General features: G+C 40.9%; 23 protein-coding genes and 2 tRNA genes. 11 read left to right on the top strand and 14 right to left on the bottom strand.

Annotation, left to right across the window (positions count from 1 at the left end; all coding sequences use genetic code 11):
- Window positions 1-146: 146 nt before the first annotated feature.
- Window positions 147-785 (bottom strand): putative polyvalent protein kinase domain-containing protein, encoded by a 639-nt coding sequence (locus tag PQO05_RS00995; RefSeq protein WP_273630771.1) that lies wholly within the window; start codon window positions 783-785, stop codon window positions 147-149.
- Between the two features lie 444 nt (window positions 786-1,229).
- Between PQO05_RS00995 and PQO05_RS00990 the strand changes: the two genes are divergently transcribed.
- Complete coding sequence (locus PQO05_RS00990; RefSeq protein ID WP_273630770.1) at window positions 1,230-2,642, top strand: serine hydrolase domain-containing protein; 1,413 nt, start codon at window positions 1,230-1,232, stop codon at window positions 2,640-2,642.
- A 524-nt stretch (window positions 2,643-3,166) separates the two neighbouring features.
- Here the strand turns inward: PQO05_RS00990 and PQO05_RS00985 are convergent.
- From PQO05_RS00985 to PQO05_RS00970, 4 genes are all read right to left on the bottom strand, one after another.
- Window positions 3,167-4,348: an alpha/beta hydrolase-fold protein gene (locus tag PQO05_RS00985; protein ID WP_273630769.1), complete on the bottom strand. Its 1,182-nt coding sequence runs from the start codon at window positions 4,346-4,348 to the stop codon at window positions 3,167-3,169.
- Window positions 4,349-4,537: 189 nt separating this feature from the next.
- A tRNA-Met gene (locus PQO05_RS00980) sits at window positions 4,538-4,614 on the bottom strand.
- A 122-nt stretch (window positions 4,615-4,736) separates the two neighbouring features.
- Window positions 4,737-5,213: a DoxX family protein gene (locus PQO05_RS00975; RefSeq protein ID WP_273630768.1), complete on the bottom strand. Its 477-nt coding sequence runs from the start codon at window positions 5,211-5,213 to the stop codon at window positions 4,737-4,739.
- A gap of 141 nt (window positions 5,214-5,354) precedes the next feature.
- The gene (locus PQO05_RS00970; protein WP_273630767.1) at window positions 5,355-5,915 is read right to left on the bottom strand and encodes a C40 family peptidase; all 561 of its coding nucleotides are present in this window, start codon (window positions 5,913-5,915) and stop codon (window positions 5,355-5,357) included.
- 95 nt (window positions 5,916-6,010) lie between these two features.
- Between PQO05_RS00970 and PQO05_RS00965 the strand changes: the two genes are divergently transcribed.
- The gene (locus tag PQO05_RS00965) at window positions 6,011-7,339 is read left to right on the top strand and encodes a BamA/TamA family outer membrane protein (protein WP_273630766.1); all 1,329 of its coding nucleotides are present in this window, start codon (window positions 6,011-6,013) and stop codon (window positions 7,337-7,339) included.
- Between the two features lie 163 nt (window positions 7,340-7,502).
- On the top strand, window positions 7,503-7,814 hold the full coding sequence (locus PQO05_RS00960) for a hypothetical protein (RefSeq protein ID WP_273630765.1): 312 nt from the start codon (window positions 7,503-7,505) through the stop codon (window positions 7,812-7,814).
- Here PQO05_RS00960 and PQO05_RS00955 read toward each other — a convergent pair whose 3' ends face one another.
- The gene (locus PQO05_RS00955; protein ID WP_273630764.1) at window positions 7,815-8,120 is read right to left on the bottom strand and encodes a MoaF-related domain-containing protein; all 306 of its coding nucleotides are present in this window, start codon (window positions 8,118-8,120) and stop codon (window positions 7,815-7,817) included. It lies immediately after the preceding gene.
- Window positions 8,121-8,267: 147 nt separating this feature from the next.
- On the opposite strand from PQO05_RS00955, the gene PQO05_RS00950 reads away from it, so the two are divergent.
- A complete protein-coding gene (locus PQO05_RS00950) occupies window positions 8,268-9,353 on the top strand; it encodes an acyltransferase family protein (protein ID WP_273630763.1) in 1,086 nt (361 codons plus the stop codon).
- A 14-nt stretch (window positions 9,354-9,367) separates the two neighbouring features.
- On the opposite strand, the gene PQO05_RS00945 is transcribed toward PQO05_RS00950, so the two are convergent.
- The 6 genes from PQO05_RS00945 to PQO05_RS00920 form a co-directional block, all read right to left on the bottom strand.
- Entirely contained in the window at window positions 9,368-9,868 is a 501-nt protein-coding gene (locus PQO05_RS00945) for a hypothetical protein (protein ID WP_273630762.1), read from the bottom strand.
- Window positions 9,869-9,918: 50 nt separating this feature from the next.
- Window positions 9,919-10,494, bottom strand: a complete 576-nt coding sequence (locus PQO05_RS00940; protein WP_273630760.1) for a cupin domain-containing protein — start codon at window positions 10,492-10,494, stop codon at window positions 9,919-9,921.
- A gap of 311 nt (window positions 10,495-10,805) precedes the next feature.
- Complete coding sequence (locus PQO05_RS00935) at window positions 10,806-11,378, bottom strand: Crp/Fnr family transcriptional regulator (protein WP_273630759.1); 573 nt, start codon at window positions 11,376-11,378, stop codon at window positions 10,806-10,808.
- Between the two features lie 42 nt (window positions 11,379-11,420).
- Window positions 11,421-11,765 (bottom strand): nuclear transport factor 2 family protein, encoded by a 345-nt coding sequence (locus PQO05_RS00930; RefSeq protein WP_273630758.1) that lies wholly within the window; start codon window positions 11,763-11,765, stop codon window positions 11,421-11,423.
- An 87-nt stretch (window positions 11,766-11,852) separates the two neighbouring features.
- On the bottom strand, window positions 11,853-12,239 hold the full coding sequence (locus PQO05_RS00925) for a DoxX family protein (RefSeq protein WP_273630757.1): 387 nt from the start codon (window positions 12,237-12,239) through the stop codon (window positions 11,853-11,855).
- A gap of 251 nt (window positions 12,240-12,490) precedes the next feature.
- Window positions 12,491-13,621: an acyltransferase family protein gene (locus PQO05_RS00920; protein WP_273630756.1), complete on the bottom strand. Its 1,131-nt coding sequence runs from the start codon at window positions 13,619-13,621 to the stop codon at window positions 12,491-12,493.
- 268 nt (window positions 13,622-13,889) lie between these two features.
- Here PQO05_RS00920 and PQO05_RS00915 point away from each other — a divergent pair, with 268 nt between their 5' ends.
- Genes PQO05_RS00915 through PQO05_RS00905 form a run of 3 tightly spaced genes read left to right on the top strand, consistent with a single transcriptional unit; the run spans window position 13,890 to window position 15,561 of the window.
- Window positions 13,890-14,069, top strand: a complete 180-nt coding sequence (locus PQO05_RS00915; protein ID WP_273630755.1) for a hypothetical protein — start codon at window positions 13,890-13,892, stop codon at window positions 14,067-14,069.
- 54 nt (window positions 14,070-14,123) lie between these two features.
- Window positions 14,124-15,011 (top strand): dienelactone hydrolase family protein, encoded by an 888-nt coding sequence (locus tag PQO05_RS00910; RefSeq protein ID WP_273630754.1) that lies wholly within the window; start codon window positions 14,124-14,126, stop codon window positions 15,009-15,011.
- Window positions 15,012-15,018: 7 nt separating this feature from the next.
- The gene (locus PQO05_RS00905) at window positions 15,019-15,561 is read left to right on the top strand and encodes a hypothetical protein (RefSeq protein ID WP_273630753.1); all 543 of its coding nucleotides are present in this window, start codon (window positions 15,019-15,021) and stop codon (window positions 15,559-15,561) included.
- 26 nt (window positions 15,562-15,587) lie between these two features.
- Here the strand turns inward: PQO05_RS00905 and PQO05_RS00900 are convergent, their stop codons facing one another.
- Window positions 15,588-15,803 (bottom strand): helix-turn-helix domain-containing protein, encoded by a 216-nt coding sequence (locus PQO05_RS00900; RefSeq protein ID WP_273630752.1) that lies wholly within the window; start codon window positions 15,801-15,803, stop codon window positions 15,588-15,590.
- A gap of 146 nt (window positions 15,804-15,949) precedes the next feature.
- On the opposite strand from PQO05_RS00900, the gene PQO05_RS00895 reads away from it, so the two are divergent.
- Window positions 15,950-17,284 (top strand): sensor histidine kinase, encoded by a 1,335-nt coding sequence (locus PQO05_RS00895; protein ID WP_273630751.1) that lies wholly within the window; start codon window positions 15,950-15,952, stop codon window positions 17,282-17,284.
- A gap of 65 nt (window positions 17,285-17,349) precedes the next feature.
- On the opposite strand, the gene PQO05_RS00890 is transcribed toward PQO05_RS00895, so the two are convergent.
- Window positions 17,350-17,426 (bottom strand) — tRNA-Met (locus PQO05_RS00890).
- Between the two features lie 77 nt (window positions 17,427-17,503).
- Between PQO05_RS00890 and era the strand changes: the two genes are divergently transcribed.
- The 3 genes from era (at window position 17,504) to PQO05_RS00875 (ending at window position 20,678) form a co-directional block, all read left to right on the top strand.
- Window positions 17,504-18,382, top strand: coding sequence for a GTPase Era (gene era, locus PQO05_RS00885; RefSeq protein WP_273630750.1), 879 nt, complete (start codon window positions 17,504-17,506; stop codon window positions 18,380-18,382).
- Between the two features lie 186 nt (window positions 18,383-18,568).
- Window positions 18,569-19,870, top strand: a complete 1,302-nt coding sequence (gene der / locus PQO05_RS00880) for a ribosome biogenesis GTPase Der (RefSeq protein ID WP_273630749.1) — start codon at window positions 18,569-18,571, stop codon at window positions 19,868-19,870.
- A gap of 211 nt (window positions 19,871-20,081) precedes the next feature.
- Window positions 20,082-20,678, top strand: coding sequence for a tetratricopeptide repeat protein (locus PQO05_RS00875; RefSeq protein WP_273630748.1), 597 nt, complete (start codon window positions 20,082-20,084; stop codon window positions 20,676-20,678).
- Window positions 20,679-20,769: the final 91 nt, after the last annotated feature.

Genomic DNA, 20,769 nt, shown 5'->3' with positions numbered 1-20,769 from the left:
AGAAAGCCTTAAGTTAAAAACTTGAGGCTTTCCTGTTTAATGTAGTTGTCTCTTTAATGCTATAGCATTTCGATGCACCATCCTGGCGAAGCCAATGGGTACAGCCAATGGTGTAATTATTGTGGATTAGTAGAAGAACAGTATCGTTATTTATTATAAAATGCGGGGGTTAAATAAAAAACTGTATCAATAAAATAAAGCACTCCGTTGTATGAGAGTACATTTTCGTCATGTAAATCCTCAAAGATTAAGCCTATTTCAGGACTAAAGTAATCGTTGTTACGTTTCTGCTTAAATCCATTGTAGTCCAGAAATTCTTTTACAAGTTCCAGGTTAGTATTCTCGTTCGATAAAATGAATTCCTGTTTAACTACAGCATTCAATTCATTGCCAATTATTTTGAACCCTAAAAATGTATAAGCAGTAGATGGAAAGAAAAAATTATGGATTAGTAAGCTATTAAAGTAATCATACCAACTTTCATAAAACATGCTCTGGTTGGTCTTTAATACATGAGCATCATCAAATCTATAAACCCTTTGTTCGGCCCCCTCACTTATAAAATCACTTTCAGCAATCAGATGGCTATAGAAGAGACTTTCTGAAGTTGCAAAAGTTATGAGTGCTGTTGTTTCTTCGTTTTTGAAATGCTGTTGCTTTTCAGTTGAGATGCTTGTTTCCGCATATCCTCTAAGGAAATTTTGGGCTTTTTTGAGCTGGCTATTTGAGCCAATTCGTTCATCTCCGAGAATGATATCCTGTAATTCATCTTTGATGGTTTTCATTTAAATAATAATCAAATATACGCTTTTTCGAATATTAATAAATAACAGATAAGGTGGTAGGATTTATGCTTTAGTATAGTTTTCATATTATGGAATAGTAATTGTCTTGAACCATTTACCATCGAAACCAAAGGTTATGAACACCTCAGATCTTTCGATTTAAGGCTTTTTCTTTCTGGGTAGCGGAAATAGGACTAATGTCGAATCGCCTAATGGATTCAATGTGCATTTTATTAGGCATTTAGAGAAATCTAATAGGTTCGAGAATTAGAAAAGTCCGATTCGGGTTGATCGAGCCCGAACAGGACTAAAGTGCAACCAATTAGTGATTGATTTGGCAATATTAAAAGTAACTTCAGCCCGTGTCCGATAGCTAAATGGCGTTATTAGTTAAACTTGTAACATTCTATGGTAAAAGAGAGTCTTGTATCAAAACATTTACCAATGATAACCTTGATAACCCGTGTTACTACACTTTGTGTAATTGCAATTACTCTTATAATTACGCCTACTTCTGCACAATCAACAAAAGTAAGTTATAGCCAGCTGAAAGAATACGAAGGCGAATATCAATATATTAAACAAACCACATTAAAGATAGCGGCGTCACCTAAGCAAGAATTGCTTTATGCGATCATCAATGAAAGTCGCTATCCTTTAGAGCCGCAGGGGGACGACAACTTTCGTAATGCTGGAAATGAATTGGTTCATTTTTTCAGAAATAAGGATCATATTATTTCTGGTTACGTAACAGGTCGGGATACATTTAAAATTTTGAATAAGCATGTTTCCTTCCCTGTTGAAATGTGGTATCCCCGATTAGTTGACCATCCGGAGTCTTATGCCTATGAATACAAGGTCCCGGCCACAACGAATGACGGTATCACTGTTGGAAACATCAAAGGAACGGGTTTAAATCCAGCGCTTTTGTCGCAAATGATGCTGAAAATAGTAAATGGGGAATATCCTAATGTGAGGAGCATTCTGATCATCAAGAACGATAAACTGGTTTTTGAAGAGTATTTTTATGACTATAACCGTGATAAACTACAGGAAATGCGTTCGGCAACTAAAAGCATTATTTCGGCATTAACCGGTATAGCCATTCAACAGAAACTGATAGTCGGTGTAAACGTTAAGTTGAGCAACCTTTTGCCGCAGTACCATTTTGCGAATCCATCACCGCTCAAAGACCGCATCACTTTAAAAGATATGCTGGACAACCAAAGCGGTGTTGCATACGACATTGCAGATCCCAAACTCCCGGGAAACGAGACAGCCATGAATTACTCACCCGACTGGATTAAATATACGTACGACCTGCCGATGGTTGATACACCTGGAATGATTGGCCGTTATAATTCAGGTAACCCCATCACTGTCGCGCGTATTATTGAATTGCGGTCTGGCATGTCTCTGCGCGACTATGCGGCTAAATACCTGTTTGATCCAATAGGCATACGCGACTTCAAATGGAATTTCAAACCCGATCAATCCAACGCAGAGAACTTTGGTCAGGTCTATTTAACACCACGCGATATGGCGAAATTTGGCTTGTTGTATTTAAACGATGGAAGGTGGAAGCATAAAACAATTGTTCCCGAAAATTGGGTCCGTGAATCTACATTAAAGCATTCGGTTGTGCAAAATGTTGACTACGGATACTTTTGGTGGCTTAAGTATTTGGATACTAAGAACAGGCGATATCAAAGCATTGCGGCACAGGGCAATGGAGGGCAGAAAATCTATATATTTAAAGAGCTTAAAATGGTCGTCGTAACAACTGGCGGAAACTATAACAGCAAATCGCCATCGGATGAATTGATCAAAGATTACATTCTACCGGCCTTCGATTAACAATAGCCAAATGGCAGACAGCCCTTAGGTCTACACTTAATAACAAACGAATATAACTGTTTCTTAACATTAACTAACAGGGGTAGGTAAAGTCGCTGGAACTCGAACCGAAAACACATGTTTTTTTATAAAACTTGCAAGAATTATCTGCAAGAAAATGAGTGAAACTAAAAAATAAATAAAAAAAACGCCATCCCACTTAAAAAGATACTTTTTCAGCCCGAACAGGACTAATCTCGAATCGCTTGATGGATTCAATGCGCGTTTTATCAAGTATCTAGGAAAATCAAACAGGTTCGAGAATTAGAGAAATCCGATTCGGGTTAACCGAGCGGGAACAGGACTAATGTCGAACCGCCTTGTGAATAGTATCAAACAACTATCCACAGTTATTTAATTAGAATGTAGTTTAATTGCCTGAGCGGTCAGATGCTGAAAATCCTTGTAAGTAAACTTTTTAGACAGGGCTTCCTGAGATAGTTTATTAAATATGGAAGATGTATTATAAATTTTCGATTAATTAATTATTTAATTCTTTCCAGATTTCTTTTAGCATCAATATTATCAGGTTGAAGTGATAATATTTTTTCGTAGCATGATTTAGCCTTTCCTTTTAAGCCTTTTACCAGATAGGCATCGGCTAAACTGTCCCAAACATTCACTGAAGAGGGATAGTTTTTGGTATTTATTTCAAAGATCGCAATGGCAACATCAGGGATATTCCTATCATGTAGGGCTATATAGCCAAGCGTATTTACAAAACTTTCGTCTGATTTAATCTCTACGCCCATTTTTTGGGACATTTCAAGATCATGTTTATTGATCAAATCGGGGTTCTTACATACTTCATTTATATCCAATTCAAAACCATCAAAAATGTAACGAAGTCCATAATAAGTTGCCGGCACCGGAACTGTCAGGTGTTTTTCATCTTCAAAATATCGCAGCTTTACGTCTAACTTGGAAAATGTACTGTTTTTTAGCAATGCATAAAATTCATTTCCCCATTGATAATGCCTCTTATCTTCCTGCATGTTGTTGGCTAAGGCGATATAAACACGTCCTTCCAGATCAGTTTTTGTTTTTAAAACCTCTCTGGTCCTTTTTCCAATATAGTTATGGTCCCAAAACCATGAAGGATCTATAAGGAGATAATAATTAAACAATCCAGGCGACTCTAATAGGCAATTGATAGCGAACAAGCCACCTAATGAATGTCCAATGATTAAGTTTTTAGGTAAGGTTCTGTAGGAGCTATCTATCTGGGGCATCAGTTCTTTTTTAATGAATTGCATAAATGCATCAGCTCCGCCGCTAGTGCTAAAAGCAGCGATATTTTCTGCATCTAAATAATTCAGGGAATGTGTAGGCGTAAAGTCTCTTGTTCTGTCTGTATTTTCTATTGATACGATGATCAATTCGGGAATTTGCATTTTTAAATCCGGTATAGAATTCATTGACTGGGCTATTCCGGTTACTTCAAGAAATTTGTTTCTCCCTCCATCTAAGACGTAAGCTACAAAATACTTTTTGCTGGGGTTTCTTTGATATGAAGGCGGTAGATAGACAGTATAAGTTCTCTTCTCTTTTAATATTTTGGAATAGACCGAGTACTTTTTGCCAATAGTTATTAAACTATCATTTATTTGCGCAAGCAGCGTTGTACATATAAATAAAAATATAATTGCAAGTACTGCACGTCTCATGAAATCTTCAAGTATTTATTTGTTATAAAATTCAAAATTAATTGAATACAACTCGCAAAAAAGGACAGCCTTAGTCACAATCCGGCCATTCTTCAACAACGTAGAGTTCAATATCTATAGCGACCAATACGAGCCCGACATGCTCAAACGCAAAAAAGCCTCAGATTTTCATCTGAGGCTTTTCTTTTCTGGGTAGCGGGAACAGGACTCGAACCTATGACCTTCGGGTTATGAGCCCGACGAGCTACCAACTGCTCCATCCCGCACTATCTTTTTGTTGAGTACAAAGGTACGATAACATTTAACATTTGCTGAATAAATATGTAACAGTAAGGTAATAATAGCAAAGCCACCCTGATACAGAGCGGCTTTGCTATTAAAATAAATTTTATGATGCGCTATTTACGCCGCCTTTATAACCGGGGCTATGTGTTTTCATATAATTATCGACAGAAAACGGACCCGAGCCTATTACCCAAAACATAACCAACAGCAGAAAAACCAATATGGACAGCCAGAGTTCTGAGTTGAGGAAAGTGAGCCCATGGGTTGCATTCACAAAAAATATAGCACCCAGTAAAATGGGGATCTGTATAACCACGGCAAAGCGGGTAACCAAGCCCATTATAATTAAGGCACCGCCTACAATGTGCACAAATGCCACCACATGTATTACAACCATAGCCATGAGCCCCGAAAAGCCGAATGCATTGTTTTGTAAAACCCAGTCTTGCTGTATGTTGGTTTGGCTTATAAAAGAAATGCCTTTGCACAAAATAAGCAAGCCCAGCAGCATACGTACTGCATCCAGCCATTTGGCATGGTGCAGGTCGCCCCAGTGTTCAACTTTTTGAACGGTATTCATAAAAACCTCCTTGTTTAAGATATTATATTGGTATAATGAAGTTACACGTTAATAAACTTAAAATCAATAGTTTTCAATCTTATTTTATAATGTAACAGATTGTACGGCAGGTAGTTTTATTCATTTTGAGGAATGGCTATCCTACCGGTCATTCTGCGGAAAAATGCGGATGGTTTTCACGTATCGCCCCAGGTAATGCGGTTTCAATGTAGTTTCGGTAACACCATAAGCCTTGCCCGATGTAGAGTGAATAAAGGCAATATCATTATTAATATTCGATACAATAATACCCATGTGCCCAACCGTGCGGATGGTGCTATCAGTACCGGTAAACAAAATGAGGTCGCCGGGCTTGGCATCTGCAATGTCTATTTCCCGTTGCACATTGGTAAAATCAACAGAGCTTCGGGGCACTGTAATGCCGAAATGCGTAAACACATAAGTAACAAAGCCCGAGCAATCCAAGCCCTGTTGCGGGTTACTCGATCCATATTGGTAAGGTGTGCCGATGAGGGATTCTGCAAAACTGATTAATTCGGCAGGTTGAGTTTTTCCGGTAGAAATAGTAGTTGCAGGCTGCGATGTTTGGTGATGAATGCTGTCGATAGAGGTGTTAGTATCGGCTGTTGCCGAGGCATTATCCGGATCATTACAGGATAAAATACCGATGACTAAAATATAAAGCCAGCAATTGAGTTTCATATCTGTTAAAGACACAGAAATGTCTGTATTGTTCAAATAGTTAAACATTATAAGCATTTCGTGGTTTCAATCTCATACACAACACTATCTATCATTTGAAATTACAACAACATAACCCATATAAAATTTTACTGCTGTTTGTGCTTTTTATGGGCATTAATCATGCGGCCTTTGCACAGGTAGCAACCGCAGTAGATTCGCTGAAACGTGATTCATTACACCACGTGGCACTGCAAGCCCAACAACAAGAGCGTGCGGTATTGGCTAAACAGTATGATTTCGGTAATCTGTTCCACGATATTTTTACCCCACATAAACAGCCCGATTCGTTGCATAAACCATCGGGCATTACGATAATTCCTAATATATCTGCCAATCCTACTATTGGGTTCCAGGTGGGGGTAAAAGCAGTTGCGGGCAGAAAGCTGGGGAATGATCCTAACACGTTTATGTCGGTAGCGGCAACTTCGGCATCTATCACTACCAAAAACATTATTTACTTCTATATCAACCATAATATCTACACACCGGGTAATAAGTGGAATTTTCAGGGTAATATCGTAATAGCCAAAACCGTAACACCCGATTTTGGTCTGGGTATAGGTAAAAGCGTTGCGGGCGAATCTACCGTCGACGAGGTGCTGGCAAACCCAAATCGCAAAGTGCGGGTATTCAACTCCATGTTTTATAACGTGCGGGAGAAGGTATACAAAGAGGTTGCTAAAGGCCTGTTTGTTGGAGCAGGCGCCTCTTTTGAAGTGAGGAAAAACATTGATGAAAAAGATACCAGCGCACTAACGCCGTATAAAATTTATAACCAGGAACACGGCTTTAAAAACGGCAGTTATTCGGCAAACGGTTTGTTGTTTAATCTGCAATATACCACGCGCGATAATCAGAACCGTGCTTATAAAGGTATTTATGCCGATGTGGGTATCCGCGCCAACCAAAGCTGGATGGGCAGTACCCAGAACGCGTTGCAGATTACTACCGATTTCAGGAAATACTTCAGCCTGTCTGACAGTAACCCCGAAACCGTGTTGGCCTTCTGGAACTGGGGTTCGTATCTCGTGAGCGGTAATGTGCCTTATCTCGAACTACCGGGTACCGCCCGAGACGGTGCTTTCAGAAGTGGCCGTGGTTATACCTCGCAATACTTTAAGGGCACACAATTCAATGATACTGAAGCCGAATTCCGTTTCCCGATAACAGCCAATAAGTTTTTGAGTGGTGTGGCTTTTGGTAACTTGCAAACGGCTAATGACGAGCAGGGCACTAAGCTATTCCAGGTATTTCAGCCCGGTTATGGCGCTGGTTTGCGGGTGTTGTTTAACAAGGCTACACGTACCAACCTGGCGCTCGATTATGCTTTTGGTAAGTTCGGCAACAAAGGTTTCTTCCTCAATTTGAACGAAGCGTTTTAGGGGGACTTAAGGGGAGGAAAGACAAAGGAGAAAGGACAAATGTTTGTTAATCTGGCTGCTCCGCTACAATATCTGTCCCAATTAGCCCCCTAATATGTCTGTTCCTCACCTGATTGGTATGCATGCTTTCGTGTAATTTAGATTTACAATAATCTATTCAATCATGAAAATAGTACGGGTACAATACACCACTACACAGGCCTACGCAGCAACAAATCAGCAGAATATTAAAAATGTGGTGAATGATCTGAAACAGCTTAACCACCCCGGTATTAAGTACAGCACGTATTTGCTGGAAGATGGCAAAACGTTTATGCACTTCGACCAGTTTGAGAACGAAGAAGCACATGAGTTACTGACATCACTCGCATCATTCAAGAAATTTGCTGCGGAATTGGAAGCAAGCGGACTGGAAGTTGAACCGAAGCTGGAACTGCCAACCTTAATTGCCTCTACCGAAACTTTCTGGGGATAATTAAACCGGTTTTATAGTGCCTTGTGTGTTATAAAACTCTCCCTCGCGCGAAGTCCAGTTGGAGTAGATGATCCCCTTTTCATAATCCTGCACCTGCGTTACGGTAGTTCCGCTGGCTTCCTGCCAGGTGGCCATTAAAACGTGTGGGCGGATTTCTGTTAATTTAATGGCAACGGTTTCCGTTGTGTTGTCTGCTGCTCCTTCTTTTTCTGTGATGGTGAATGTGAGCGAAGTTTCGCTTTCGAAATGCAGCACAGCTTTGGCCATGCCAAAATCAACCAAATATTCTTTTCCGATGATTTCCATAAATTTCTGTTTGATAGTATGAAGTTCGACAGGAAATACTGAAATGTAAGTCTGCATAAGCGACATATTGCGGGTGCATTTGGGACATTGAAAAAAGCTGTTAAATTTGCCGCACCCCAATTAACCAATTTTTACTGTTACCACTTCATGACCAAAACCCAGCCAGGCGCAAGCATCCTGAAAACGAAACAGCACTTTGAAATTCTCGACGGATTGAGAGGTGTTGCCGCCATTGCCGTAGTAACCTTCCATTTTATGGAATGGGCGATAAGCGACTACAGCAAAAACTTTATTGGTCATGGCTTTTTGGCGGTTGATTTCTTTTTCTGTTTATCGGGTTTTGTGATTGCATACGCTTATGATGATAGGATTGGCAAAGTGGGCGTACTCCAATTTTTTAAAGCGCGCATCATCAGGCTGCACCCTTTGGTTATCCTGGGTTCGGTATTGGGTTTACTGGCTTTGTATTTCGATCCTTTTGGCGGCACGCCAGAGTTATATACCGCAGGCAGAATAATTCTGATCTTTCTTTGCTCGGCCCTGCTCATTCCCTTCCCGGTAATGACGGATCGTTCGTTTAATTTGTTTGGGCTGAATGCCCCATCATGGTCGTTGTTTTGGGAATATATGGCCAATATTGTTTATGCTTTTGTGTTGAGTAAACTCAACCGCAAGTGGCTGCTCGTGCTCGCCATCATATCGGCAGCCTGGCTTTGCGTCGTAGGCTACCGCGCAGGCAATTTAATGGGCGGCTGGAGCGGCGGCACTTTTTGGGATGGCGGCGCGCGCATCTCCTTTTCGTTTTTGGCCGGTATACTGGTTTACCGCTCTAACTGGATCATCAAAAACAACATGGGTTTCATCAGCCTATCGTTTTGGTTATTGCTGGCTTTCTTGTTCCCATTCTCTACCTGGAACTGGCTAACCGAACCACTAATTATCATCATCTATTTCCCGCTATTGGTTTCGCTCGGTGCGGGTGCCACACTAAGTGATGGATTGAAAAAGCTCTGCAATTTCTCGGGCAGAATATCCTACCCCCTCTACATGACCCACTACGCCGCCTTATGGATGTGGGGTAACTACTATGGCAGCCACAAACCAGATGGCGTGCATATGTTCTACATCATTTTACCAAGCATTATACTGTTGGTAGGCATTGCTTATTTAGCCATGAGGTTTTACGATGAGCCGGTGAGGAAGTGGTTAAATGCAAAGAGAAAGGAAAAATAAAAGCTATTTCTGGATTATAAAACAACATCGTTTTCTCCAAATTTATCGACAACCTGTTTTATTTCATTTGCTTTCAGATAGCGGCTTAACTTATTAATGGCTTCATGAGACCATCCATCTTCATCAGGGGTAAGGTCAAATAATGGGTGAGTATCAAAATATACCGTTAGCACATTTCCTCTATTATTTGAGCCAAAGCCACCACCCCTGTGAAATTTTATTGGGCGATCCCTGTAAATAAAATCTATTTTTTGAACATCAAAGCTGTATCGTTTTGATGATCCCATCAAGAAGTTATATTTGGTTATAGTAAGCATTGAGTCATTAATAACAGCACTAGATACCTTATAATGCCACGGTTTTAACCAAAAAATGAATATTGTTAAAGCAATAAGATAAAACACATTATTAACAGGAAATAGCCATAAGAAAGTTCCATCCAATAAAAGTATAGTTACTATAAAACAGTAACGTAGTGTGTTTCCATTGCTAATATAATCCTCATAAATCTCCATATTATTATGCAATGTAATATTTTCAGATTATTGGGACGAAAAAACGAAGCCTACAACTTCAAATTCTTTATCGGTGGCCCAACCCGTTTAAAGCCATAGTCTTCCCTGAATTTATCCTGTTCGGCCTCGCTTTTATTTTTGAGGGCGCCTTCACTTACTTTGGCGAAGAATTCTTCCATCTTGCCGGCGGGTTGAAAGAATTGTAGCAGCCTGCCTTCACCGTCTCCTATTTTCGCGAAGCTGTGAGGTACCATACGCGGACCAAATACACTGTCGCCTACTTTAGCATGGTAGGTTGTTTCGCCAATTTTGATTAAGAATTCGCCTTGTAATACATACCACCATTCGTCTTGCGCAAAATGTACGTGATGGGCAGGGCCACCTTCTTTAACCCGTGATGATTCGTAGGCATATATATCGCCATCTGTATCGGCAGTAGAAACTTTAGTGAGAAAAGTATCACCTTCGAAGAGCGTAATAGCTTTACCTGTACGGCTCTTAGTAGCATCAACCATAAACCCGGCATTTACCCTGAATTTTGTGATGCCTTTGGCAACAAGACTAATTGGTGTTGCAATGATTGCACCCACAGCGAGACACGATTTGAGAAATGATTTTCTTTCCATAAAATAATTTGAATAAGGTGTAAGCATTAAGAATTGCCAATTAGACATGGCGAAGGAAGGGCAAAAATCAATAAGGGGAATAAATAAAAGTAAACCTATTAGTATTAACTTACAACTAATTGGCTGAATTATAATGTAGAAATGTTTGGATGTTTGAAAAACTGGCTGTCATGCTGTCCCGACTACTGTTGGGACGAAGCATGTGCGGAGGATATCACCGAGCATGCATTAGCGGTAGCCATGGCGTAAAAGGCCTTTGCCTACATGCTTCGTCCCAACGGTAGTCGGGACAGCATGACAGCCTTTTTTACCTACCCATTCCTCCCTCTAATCATACTCAAAAACACAGGCGTAATGCCAAGGTAAGAGGCAATTTGTTTCTGTGCTATCCTTTGCTCCAGTTTGGGGTATTGCCTGTGGAAGAGTTCGTAACGCTCTTCGGCAGTTTTAGCTAGATTGGAGGTAATGCGTTGCTGGTACAGGTTAAAGCCGTTTTGTGTGAGAATGCGGAAGAAGCGTTCAAGTTTGGGGATCTCTAAATAAAGTTGTTCCAGTACGGGATAGCTGAAGTAAAATACTTCGGTATCTTCTAAAGCACTGATATTATAGAAGGCCGGCCGCTGGTCAGAGAAACTGGCAATATCAACAGCCCACCAGTTTTCGGGGCAAAAGAGGATATTGTGTTCTTCGCCCCGCTCATCGGTATCAAAAGTGCGCAGGCAGCCTTTGTTTACAAAATAGATGTTTTTGCAGGTTTCGCCAGCGGTAAGCAGTACTGTGTTTTTCTTTACCGTTTTGTGTTGCAATTTGCTTTTAATATGCTCGGCCTCGGCGGCATCGAGCACAATATGCATGGCGAAATTGGAAAGAATAAGCTCGTACATTTTACGTTTTCGGTAAATATAAAATGTACGAGCCATAATTACTTAAAAGAAACTTACAATACGTGTAATCTTAAACTCGCTGTTAAATTCAAAATAGTCGAAACCATCTTTAGTGCCTTCGGGCAAATGTACCTGCCAGTTGTAGCGGCCAACGTTGTGGTGATACTCGGGCTGGGTTAATACAGAGAAAGTGCGGCCTGGGAGCTTGTCTAATGAGATCTGCGCCAATTCGGCAATGGCATCTAAACCTGCGATATCATAATTAGGGTCGGTGTAGGTAGCATCGGCAGACCAGCATTCGGCAAAGGCTGCTTTAAACTCGTCGACGTTGTGATGGTTCCAGGCATTCACATATTTTCCGATCATTTCTTCAACTGACGTTATCATATTCGTTTGTTTTTTTGGTGTATACAAAAGAACATCGCGCCAGCCGCAATAAAATTAAAGTAGTTTAATAAATGAAAATAGTGCAGCTTACTTACTGGTGCTTTTTAATGCCCAGTAAACCAGCACCGGTTGAAACAGCAGGCGGACAAACCTTTTTTTATCAGTATCTAAACCAAATGCACTACGATGATGGGTGTATTGCGAAATATTGCCAGGAAATACCGCTGTGAAGAAACCTGCAGCAACTTGTCCTACTTTCTCTTCATATTTTTTAGGCGTAAATACCAGGGCGCTGCCTAAGGCAATCTCGGCAATGCCTGAATACACTACCGTATCATCTATTTTTAAGGGAACCCAATCCGGCACCTGTGCTTTAAATGCCTTTCGGGCGAAGGTTAAATGGCTAATGCCTGCGAATATTAAGTTAGCTCCCAACAGGATACGGGCTGCTTTTTTGATGGTTTCTTCTTTCATGATTGAAGGAATGCAAATACTATTCCATGAAAGGTGAAGGTGGTTTGTTGTCTTCCGCGGGCGGGTTGGGATTTTTAATTATTGTCATTGCGAGCGATAGCGTGGCAATCTCGTAGTACGTAAATCGGATATACATACGACGAGATTGCCACGCTATCGCTCGCAATGACAAATTGAGATATAGGTTATTCTGTAACGCAAAAACGCCGCGATTATTAACCACGACGTTTCCTATAATGTGTAATCTGCACTTAAGCTTTCTTCACTAAATAACGTTTCCTCAACCATTCGCGAACAGGCTCGTCGTAAAATTTGAGGCATACCCAGGCAATGGCAACGGCGGCTATAACCAGCAGCGCGCCAATTTGCATACCATAATCCATTGGTATTTTATCATCAGATACCCAGGCGGTATAGGTATAAATTAAAGCATAGTGGGTAATGTAAATAGGATACGATATATCGCCCAGAAACTTACATGCTTTTTTGGCGAAACCGCCAGTAATGTGGCCGCCAGCGCCAAGGGCAACAATAAGCGGGAACACGAGGATGATAGAGAATGATTCGTATAAGCCATTCATCCACAAAGTATGTTCATCACCAATCCTCGGGATAAAAAACACAACGATAAGCAACAGACTACATACGGTAAAAGCATTTTTAACATGGATGAGTTTACCCATGCGGCAAAGCAAGATACCGGCGAAAAACGGATAAAGTAAACGGGTAAAACCAATGTTAAGCTGCTCTGCATTAATGCTCCAGCCGCCAATGACATCGCCGGTTGGTCCCCATACTAAATAGCGCACCAACATTGCTGCAAATATCACCACAAACACGCCCAATACTTTTTTAGAAAACCGGCGGAACACCAGTGCATACAGGATATTGGCAACATATTCGAAAAATAGCGACCAGGCTGGGCCGTTCAGCGGGTGCATTTCCTGCCATCCGCGGATGTCCATCGAGATAGGCAAAGGCAGCATGGTAAAGCCAACCAGCATAACCAGCAGCATGTGCCAAACCTGTGTTTGGTTAATAAGCGGCCACAAGGCACCGCCCTGTGTGTAAAAGAATATAGCGCCAATGATAGAACCCATAATAACCATAGGCTGCAGACGGATAAGGCGGCGTTTGTAGAAATCCCACTGCGTCATTTTACCCCAGCGGTCATCGTAAGCGTAGGCTACCACGAAACCCGAAAGCAGGAAAAAGAAATCGACAGCCAAATAGCCATGATTAATGATCTGTTTGAAACGTGTGCCCGAGTAGGTTTCTAAAACGTGGAAAATAACTACAATAATGGCTGCTACCCCACGTAAACCGTCGAGGATTTCATAATGGTTTTTGGTTTCGAGGTAGGCCGGTGTTTTACTGGTCATGGATGGTTAAATAGCTTAAATTGATTAAAGGTTGTTGCCTCCATGACAAATCAAAAAGGCGAATTAATATAATTGGTTTCCGCAATACGGGGTACAACATTGCGTTTATTCGACGCAATAATAATTAAAAGTTTTTCTTCTGCAATAAGGATGTTTAATTTGTTTATAACTCTACCAGCCTATGTTAACAAATTGGTGACATACAGCCTTTTGCTTTAGATTAAATGCTTTTGTTTTTATATTGCTGTGAGCTTTAATTGAAATAAAGATGAAAAAAAGTGAGGAGCAAAAAACTGCTATAAAGAAGAAGCAATGGATAAAACCTGACGTAGAAACTATTGGTGCCGACATTATTGCCAGTGGTTCTGTTTTTCAAAATCATGAGGGCGGGTATTACAAACTGTTTAGTTATAATGGCGCTCTTATTAAAGCCACTTACTTTAGTTAATGTGTTTTAAGGCCGTTTTATTGTTATTATATTTGAGTAAAACCACTATCTACCATGAACCAGATTAATAAAGAAGATATTAAGCAAGAGGTATTTGACCTATACGATGATTATGCGCACAGTCGCCTCGACCGCCGGGCATTTATGCAGAAACTATCGCTGTATGCTGTTGGCGGTTTAACCGTGCCTGCGCTAATGAGTTTCCTGATGCCTAACTACCAGGATAACATACAGGTTAAAGCTGATGATCCCCGCTTAAAATCAGAATATATTACTTATGATTCACCTAATGGTGGCGGAAAGATAAAAGCATTGCTTTCTAAACCTGCGGACGCCAAAGGCAAACTGGGAGGTATTATTGTAGTGCACGAAAACCGTGGCTTAAACCCTTATATTGAAGATGTAGCCCGCCGCGCTGCCCTTGCCGGTTTCATCACGCTTGCACCTGATGCGCTTACGCCACTTGGCGGCTATCCCGGCAATGACGACCAGGGCCGCGAACTGCAAGCCAAACGCGACAAAGGCGAAATGGAGCAGGATTTTATAGATGCGTTCCATTACCTCAAAAACCATAAAGACTGCAATGGCAAAGTAGGAGTTGTTGGTTTTTGCTACGGCGGCGGTATTGCCAACATGATGGCCGTGCGCCTGCCTGATCTGGCTGCAGCAGTACCTTTTTACGGCGCCCAGCCCGATGCCGCAGACGTGCCGAAAATTAAAGCACCGCTGATGCTGCACTATGCCTCGTTAGATACCCGCATTACAGGTGGATGGCCCGCTTACGAAGCTGCGCTGAAAACCAACAACAAAAAATACGAAGCCTTTATTTACGAAGGAGCTAACCACGGTTTCCATAACGATACCACCCCCCGTTATGATAAAACGGCAGCAGAGTTAGCATGGAAAAGGACAATTGAGTTTTTTAAGGCGAATTTAAAATAATAGCATAATGCCTGGAATACTAACGTCGAAACCATCTGAGATCAGAGAGTTTAGCATGGCTTATGAAGTTGACAAACTGGTAAAAATGTTAAAGCTGCCTATAACCCATGTTGAGTTTGATGAAAGATATGAATACGGGAAATTGTACCTGGACGAAAACCAGGAATTTATAATTATATATGCTAGGCTATTTGTAAATGATGATTTTATTGGCACTATCCCTTATATAAGTGATAAATGGGGACCGGGCTATGACACATCCAAACAAAATGAATTGGCTTGGGGCAAAGTTTACCAGCAGTTTCAACCAATTATTTTTGATAAAATATTGCAGTTAGAGCCTCTTACAGCTACACTAGAAACAATAGAAAACAGATCTCTATTGATTAAGAATAAAGATGGGCTTGCGATTAATACGGCATACTGTAATTATATTAATAACGAATGGAATGTGGTTTTAGGAGGTTTGTATTCGGAGGAAAGGGTAAAGGTTTTCACATACAAGATAACAATCCCGGATTTAGACCATGATGAAGGCGAAGCATTTTAAAGTTAGCTATAGCCTAATTCTTTGCTCTAAACATTCCCAACCCTCAACTTATACCCCTTACTATCTATATTAACCAGCTGAATAGACCCATCATACTCCAATTTCTTTCTTAGTTTGGAAATGAACACATCCAAACTGCGGCCAACAATTACGTTTTCATTCTCCCATTTTTTTTGAAGGCGGATGCGTTCAATGATGGTACTTGGCGAGTTTTGGTAATTTTCATTAAAAACAAGGGTCATATTATAATGTGATCAATCTTTATTAATTAAATTTCTTTCACTATAGCTAAAGTTTTATAAACTTTAAACCAATTAACCGGGCGCATCGTAATTAGTATGTACTCTGGCTGCGTAGGGCACGGTTATTCTACATATATTATTAGCCTATGCTAAAAAAGTTGAATGGTGTTTGGTTTAAGCTAATAGGCAACTCTTCTGGTTTTTCGTTAGAAAGCAGGATCTTTCACTCTATTACTATTTGTTTAGTTTTACTTGCTGTTTTTTATATCCCTTATAATTTTTTTGCCGGGCTTTATATTGCTTCTTTGTCGTGCATATTATTAAGCTCGTTTTTTATATATGAGTATTACAACTCCCGCTTTAATAACAAACCGCATAGCAGTATTTTATTCGGGGTAGCGGGTATAGCTATTTTCTCAGTTAACTACTTCGCTAATTCGGGCATTCATGGCTCAACCGATATTATATGGCCGGCTTACCTGTTGTTGGTATTTGCCATTTCGCCATACCGGCAGCATTTGGCCTGGCTAATACTGTATATGCTGTGTTTTCTGATTTTACATATTGTGGCCTATTATAATCCGCAACTGGTTAAATATCCTTTTGTTGCAGGTAAAGGCGAACTGATAGACAGGATTACGGCCTTCCCATTGCCGGTTATCGTCATTTATATTGTTATTAAATACATCCGCAAAAACTATGATAAAGAGCGGGTGGCTGTAGAAGAGAAGGCTACAGCTATTGAAGAACAAAACCGGCACATCCTGTTTCAAAATGAGCAATTGGAGAAAATTGATGCCGAAAAAAACAAGCTCATGTCTATTATCTCGCATGATATGCGAACACCACTGATTAACATACAAAGTTACTTACAGTTGCTTAGCGAAAATGAAATAGAAGGATCGGAGCGCGCCGGAATAGAACAGGAATTATTGCTGGCTACCAATGGCACCATGGATATGCTTACCAATTTATTGCAATGGGCTAAATCACAAATGGAGGGGCCTACGATTAATTTGGTACTGGCAAACCTGCTTAACGTGATAAAAAGTACGTTGGAGATGGGCAAAACCCAGGCCGATAAAAAGGGTATCGCCCTCAGCTATAAAATTAACCCTGAGCTTACAGTAATTGCTGATATAAATATGCTGCAACTGGTATTGCGTAACCTCATTAGCAATGCCATAAAGTTTACGCCAAACGGTGGTATTATTAATGTAGATGCCCAATTGGTGCAGCACGAGTGTAAGATAACCGTTAGCGATAACGGCAAAGGCATTGACCTAAGTAAACAGGAAAAAATATTCTCCATTAATACCGAGCCCGGCTTCGGCACCAATAATGAAAAAGGGGTTGGCTTGGGATTATTGTTATGCAAGGAGTTTACCGAACGCCAGGGCGGCAGGATAGGCTTTGAAAGCGTATTTGGCCAGGGCTCCAGTTTTTTTATTTTTATACCGGCTGGAGAAGGGGCTAATTGATGAAGAGCTAAGAATTCTTCCAAACGCAAAAAAGCCTCAGATTTTCATCTGAGGCTTTTTCATTCTGGGTAGCGGGAGCAGGACTCGAACCTACGACCTTCGGGTTATGAGCCCGACGAGCTACCAACTGCTCCATCCCGCACTATGTGTTTTTTTTATTGGACTGCAAAGATATAATTCGTTTCTTTGTACTCCAAATAAAAAATTAAATATTTTTAAATGAGTCATAAGGCAGGTTTTGTAAGCATTATTGGTAAACCCAACGCAGGTAAATCAACATTGATGAACGCATTGGTGGGCGAAAAAATGTCGATCATTACCCCAAAGGCGCAAACAACCAGGCACCGTATACTGGGTATTGTAAACGAAGACGATTACCAGATTGTGTTTTCTGATACCCCGGGTGTTATTAAACCGGCGTACCAGTTACAGGAAAGCATGATGCACCAGGTTGATGGCAGCATTGTGGATGCCGACCTGATTTTGCTGGTTACAGATATTAACGAAAAATACGACGAAGGCGATGTGATGATTAAACTGCAAAAATCGGAAGCACCGATTGCTGTTTTAATTAACAAGATTGACCAGAGCGACGAAGAAACCGTTAAGCAGAAAATTGAGTATTGGCAAGAGAAACTGAACCCTAAAGTGGTTTTCGCTATCTCGGCCCTGCACCAGCATAATGTAAAGGCTATTATGGATTTCATTCTGGAAAACCTGCCCGAGCACCCTGCCTATTATGAAAAAGATTTCCTGACCGATCGTAACGACCGTTTCTTTGCGTCGGAGATGATCCGCGAGCAGGTGTTTAAACAATATAAAAAAGAGATCCCTTACAGCACCGAGGTAATTATTACCAAGTTTGAAGAGGGCGATAAGCTATACCGCATCAGCGCCGAAATTATTGTGGAGCGCGACTCGCAAAAAAATATCCTGATCGGTAAAAACGGCGAGATGCTTAAAATTGTTGGTACCTATGCACGCCGCAGCATGGAGGAGTTTTTCCAGAAGAAAATCTTCCTCGAAATGTTTGTTAAGGTAATTGCAGACTGGCGCAGCAAAAAGAACTACCTGAAACAGTTTGGGTACGAAGACTAATTTTAAGAGAAGCAAGAAACGAGAATCAAGAACCAGGACGGTTGGTGGTGCTTGTACTTGAGTATAAGAATTAAGAATAACTTAACTTACAGGTAGTAAGTTTAATATAAATTAGAACATAAGGGTTACCGGAAGCAAGGCCATTTTTCTTTGTTTGCTGGCTCTTAGTTCTTTAATCCCCAAAAAATGAGCAATATAGTAGCAATTGTAGGGCGCCCAAACGTGGGTAAATCAACCCTATATAACCGCCTTACCGAAACCCGCAAAGCCATTGTTGACGACATGAGCGGCGTAACCCGCGACCGCCATTATGGTGTAGCCGAATGGATTGGCCGTAACTTTACCGTTATTGATACCGGTGGTTATGTAGCCAACAGCGAAGATGTTTTTGAAGCTGCCATTCGCGAGCAGGTAACCATTGCTATTGAAGAAGCTTCGGCTATATTATTTGTGGTTGATGTTACTACCGGCATTACCGACCTCGACGACGAGATTGCTAACCTACTGCGCAAAGGCAAAAAGCCTGTGTTTGTAGTAGTAAACAAGGTTGATAACACCTCCCTTAATGGCGATGCTGCTATATTTTACAGCTTAGGCCTGGGCGAAATCTACAGCATTTCGTCAATGACAGGTTCTGGTACGGGCGAACTCTTGGACGAGGTTGTTAAAACTTTCGACGAGGATGTAGTTCCGGAAAATACGCTGCCTAAATACGCCATTGTTGGCCGCCCTAACGTGGGTAAGTCATCTATCATCAATGCGCTGATCGGTAAAGACCGTAATATTGTTACGCCAATTGCCGGCACCACCCGCGATAGTATCCATATCCATTACAACCAGTATGGCCACGAGTTTATGCTGATTGATACTGCCGGTTTACGTAAAAAAACCAAGGTAAAAGAAAATATCGAGTTTTACTCGGTAATGCGTACTATCAAAGCTCTGGAAGAAGCCGATATTATTATCCTGATGATTGACGCACAGGAAGGTATCGAATCGCAGGATATTAACATTTTCCACCTGGCCGAAAAGAACAAAAAAGGAATCATGGTGGTGGTTAACAAATGGGATTTGATCGAGAAGAACAACAAAACCGTTAAAGTTTTTGAAGAAGCCATCCGCGAAAAAATTGCACCTTTTACTGATGTGCCTATCGTGTTTACTTCAGTAACCGAAAAACAGCGTGTATTGAAAGTGCTTGATGTAGCCAAAGAAGTTTACCAAAACCGTGCTAAAAAGATCCCGACCTCGAAACTGAACGACATTATGCTGCCGATCATCGAGAACTATCCGCCACCAGCGCTGAAAGGTAAATTTGTGAAAATTAAATATGTAACACAAATCAATGCAACATCACCGATGTTCGCGTTTTTCTGTAACCTGCCACAATATATTAAAGAACCTTACCGCCGCTTTATAGAAAACAAGCTTCGCGAAAACTTCGATTTCAGCGGTGTGCCCGTACAGATCTTCTTCAGACAGAAATAGATTTTAAAGAGACAGAAAGATAAAAGGACGAAAGATGAAGGACGATAAATCCTTTACCTTTCGTCCTTTTTATTTTACCCAAACCGTCTGTCTTAATATGTTGACGCACGGACAGTAACCACTTCGTCTTTTCTCCTTTATCTTTCCTCTTCCATTAACATTCCTTTCACATAAAATCCCGATATTGGCTTTCAATCGAAACCATCACTTTATGTTTAAAAAATTATTCCTGCTATTATTTGCAACTGCTACCTTAATTACGGCCAAAGCCCAAACAGCTGATGAGCTGCAAAATGCTTATTATGATTTTAGCTATGCTTATGTACAACACTTCAATGCCAACGCATTAAGCCTGGGCGAAGCGCTCTTACCCAATGCAGGTAAGCTATCTGATAAGGCGCAACCTAATTTCTATTACCGCATGGGTACACTTTACGAGGATCTTAACCAATTCGATAAAGCCATTAACTGCTATGAAAAAGTAATTGCTGCCGTGCCTGATTTTTTTGTGGCGCATCGTGCTTTAGGTTACCTGTATCTAAAACAGGCAAACCAGGTAGCAGGCAAACTTAATGCAGCCAAAACAGACCCTGTTGAGAACAAACGGCTTGCTGCACTATACACGGCCACTGCAAAAAAAGCAATCCCCCATCTGGAGAAAGCCCAGGCCTGTGACCCCGAAGATGACACGCTTACCCGCATAAAAATGCTCTATAAAAACACTAAAGACGAAAAAGGCTTGGCTTCATTAGATACCCGCTTGCAAACTTTGAGCAAAAATTGCGTGGACTTGCTGAGCGACAAATAGATGAAAGACTAAAAAACAAAAGACACAATACGTACTTTGTTTTGCTTGCAGGTAACAATAAAGCATTCACTCATTCAAAACTAACTCACTC

Origin of the sequence: Mucilaginibacter jinjuensis, assembly GCF_028596025.1 — a bacterium.
GTDB lineage: Bacteria > Bacteroidota > Bacteroidia > Sphingobacteriales > Sphingobacteriaceae > Mucilaginibacter > Mucilaginibacter jinjuensis.
The sequence above is the reverse complement of the archived record's forward strand: the minus strand, read 5'-3'. Positions and strand labels throughout refer to the sequence as shown.